Genomic DNA, 3043 nt, shown 5'->3' with positions numbered 1-3043 from the left:
CGGTTTTTGTCGGTGGTTCGATGATGATTGTCTCTTCGTGGGCCAACGTATCCGCGGCATAGGCCATGGCCGCCCGGACATCGTCGCGCGTCAAGTCGGGGTATGCATCAAGAAGGTCCGCTTCGGTTGCGCCTTCGCCGAGCTTGCGCAAAATAAGTTCCACCGGAATCCGCGTGCCGCGCTTGGACTTCACCCGATAACCGACTGAAATGATGACGTCCAGATTAAAGTACTTGGTGCGGTACTTCTTGCCGTCCGGGGCAGTTGTCAAGGATTCCTTGATAACTGCTTTCTCGGCGAGTTCCCCTTCACGAAATATGTTGCGGGTATGCAGGCTGATGTTCTGCTTCGTATTCTCGAAGAGTTTTGCCATTTGGGCTTGGGTAAGCCAAACGGTGTCGCCTTCAAGCCGTACGTCCAAAGCAGTTTTGCCATCCTTGGTCCGGTATAGGACAACTTCGCTCAGCTTGTTCTCTCGACTATTCACTTTTCCACCTTAAGGGTTTGTCCCGTCCGTCGCCATGGTTCGTTACCAATCTATGGCTTGGGTTTGATTATATCGTCGTATGTGCGGTGGTCAGCCCTCGACATAAAGTAATGTAGGTTGGGGTGAGCGCAGCGAACCCCAACAGTGTTTGTCACCCCCGCGAAGGTGGGGTGAGGCGGTGTTGTCGTGAATGTCCAGTGGACATTCACGCCGCCGAACGGGTGCAACGAATTCTGTTGCACCCTGGGCGGCAACAGGCCTTGCATGTCATCCCCGCGCAGCGGGGATTCGACCTCACTTCATCCGTGACGGCAGTGTGATCGTTCTGCCGTCAACGACGAAGCGGCCCTTGCCGAGGTGATGCAGGGTGCGCGGGTGTTTACGCGCCGGGTCGATCCAGGCCTTAAGCACTTCGAGCACGAAGAAATTGTACCGCGTCGCCATGCGCGCGTCGGTCACGCGGCATTCGAGGCTGGCGTAACACTCGTCGATCAGCGGCGGTGCGACCTGCTTGGCCGGCCGCGGCGTGAGACCAAAGGTGGCGAACTTGTCGAGGCGCCGGCCGGAGCTGTTTCCCACGCTCACCACCTTCGCGGCCAGTTCCACGGTGGGAATATTGATGACGCACTGCTTCGTAGCCTTCAGCGCCGCAAAGCTGTAATTGCGGTTGCTCATCACCATGCCGACTAACGGTGGCTCGAAGTCCATCATCGTGAGCCACGACAACGTCATGACGTTCGCCCTGCCCTGCTGCGCCGTGGTCACCAGCACCACCGGACCGGGCTCCAGCAGGCCGTAGACTTTGGACAAGGGGAAGGACTTTTTCATGGTCGTGTCTCCCGTAGAAAATTAGTCAGTCCCCTTAATTCGGTGTTGGTTGGGCTGGTTTAGAAAAATGTGGCGTGATTATTCTTTAAATCACTCCAAAATTACATTAATTTAAGAATTAGGGACGTTTTTCATCTATGTTTTTGAATTAATTATCACGCCGCATGACGGCTAATTCGCTCAAGTCGCTTGCCTAGGTCTTTACGCACGTTTTCGAGATCGTAATCTGCCTGCAGTCCCATCCAGAACGATTCCGACATATCGAAGTATTTCGCAAGTCGCAGCGCGGTATCCGCCGTGATGGCGCGCTTCCCTTGCACGATTTCATTGATGCGCCGCGGCGCCACGCCAATATCGCGCGCTATTTTGTTCTGGCTGATCTCCATGGGTTTAAGAAATTCCTCAAGAAGGATTTCGCCGGGGTGAATGTTGGGTAGTCTGGCCATGGTTATCTCCTGCGTTGCTCAGTGATAATCGACAATCTCGACCTCATGGGCATCGCCGTCTTTCCAGACGAAGCAGATACGCCACTGGTCGTTGATACGGATGCTGTGCTGACCCTTGCGTTTGCCGTGCAGCGCTTCCAGCCGGTTGGCCGGCGGCACCCGCAAGTCGTTCAGCGTGCGCGCATTATTCAGCATACGTAGCTTGCGCCGCGCCACCGGCTGAATATCCTGCGGCAGGCGACGCGAAACATCGCCCTTCCACACTAACTCGGTTTCACGATCGCGGAAGCCCCGTATCACCTTATCAGCATAACGCCCATCGTTATATAACGCAAGGCGTTATGGCGGTCGTTTGAGCCGCGGGGAATTCAATGGAATGGCAGAACTGCTTAGGCAACCCTTGGGCTGCCGGGGACAGCGGACGTGCGCTACCCTTCTGCGCCGTGGTCACCAGCACCACCGGACCGGGCGGAAGCCAGCCGTAGACTTGGGACAAGGGAAAGGACTTTTTCATGGTCTGGTTTCCCGGTAAATCGAGCCTGACACCTTTAATTCTCCGTCCCTTTTTATTCTGCGACTGAACACGCCATCCAGATCAACCAGCCTAACAACGCCGCCGTGGCAATCAGCGCAAACCCCGGCATGATCCGGGCCTTGAGAAACGGCATGACGACGCGGCTCGGCCAGGAGTTGCGCAAGCGCCGCGCCAGGTCGAGCAGCAACGACTCGAACGGGCCGAATTTCACATGCGCCTGCTGGCGATGATTCTCGAATACATAGCGCCAGCTGGCGTTGTCGACTTCGCTGATGCGCCGGTCCACGCGCTTGGTCACGAACAACATCACGCTGAAGATCGCGGCGAAAAGGAATAGCCAGAACGGGTCTGAGCGCAGGGCGTCCAGGGCGCCGCTGGCGGCGTCCGGCAACAGCGCGCCCAGCGCCGCGAAAATCCAGCCCACGATGCGCCACTCACCACTGCGCGCCGGCACAGGCTGCGAACTGAGCCAGTAAATGACGTACAACAGCGAGCCGGTCGCCGCCAGCGTCAGTAAATACAACCAGCGCTTGATCCAGACCAGATCCCAGATTTTGCCCAAGAGCTGCGCGCGATGCGGGTCCAGGCTGCGCTCAGCAGTATAGGTATCGAAAAGACTGGCATCGAACCCGGCGGCCTTGGTCACATCCGCCATTTCCATCACGAAATCGTCCGGCAGATTGAATGGCGCGTAACCGTCCGAGGCGCGCTGTAGGCGATCGAATACGCTGACGTGAATCTTCGCCT

At 57.0% G+C, this 3043-nt stretch carries 5 protein-coding genes; all 5 read right to left on the bottom strand.

Annotation, left to right across the window (positions count from 1 at the left end):
* The coding region (rhuM, locus tag WB402_RS06140) for a RhuM family protein (RefSeq protein ID WP_424206040.1) at positions 1–487 on the bottom strand (487 nt) is incomplete at its 3' end.
* 294 nt (positions 488–781) lie between these two features.
* Positions 782–1315, bottom strand: a complete 534-nt coding sequence (locus WB402_RS06135) for a flavin reductase family protein (protein WP_424206039.1) — start codon at positions 1313–1315, stop codon at positions 782–784.
* A gap of 155 nt (positions 1316–1470) precedes the next feature.
* Positions 1471–1761, bottom strand: coding sequence for a HigA family addiction module antitoxin (locus tag WB402_RS06130; protein WP_424206038.1), 291 nt, complete (start codon positions 1759–1761; stop codon positions 1471–1473).
* A gap of 18 nt (positions 1762–1779) precedes the next feature.
* Positions 1780–2061 carry a type II toxin-antitoxin system RelE/ParE family toxin gene (locus WB402_RS06125; RefSeq protein ID WP_424206037.1) on the bottom strand — a complete coding sequence of 94 codons (282 nt, stop codon included), beginning with the start codon at positions 2059–2061 and terminating at the stop codon, positions 1780–1782.
* Positions 2062–2327: 266 nt separating this feature from the next.
* Positions 2328–3043 (bottom strand): hypothetical protein (locus tag WB402_RS06120; RefSeq protein WP_424206036.1); only part of this gene is annotated, 716 nt, incomplete at its 5' end.

The sequence above is a fragment of the Sulfuricaulis sp. genome (assembly GCF_049587675.1).
GTDB lineage: Bacteria > Pseudomonadota > Gammaproteobacteria > Acidiferrobacterales > Sulfurifustaceae > Sulfuricaulis.
Note: the sequence above shows the minus strand (reverse complement) of the source record. Positions and strands in the feature narration are given on the sequence as shown.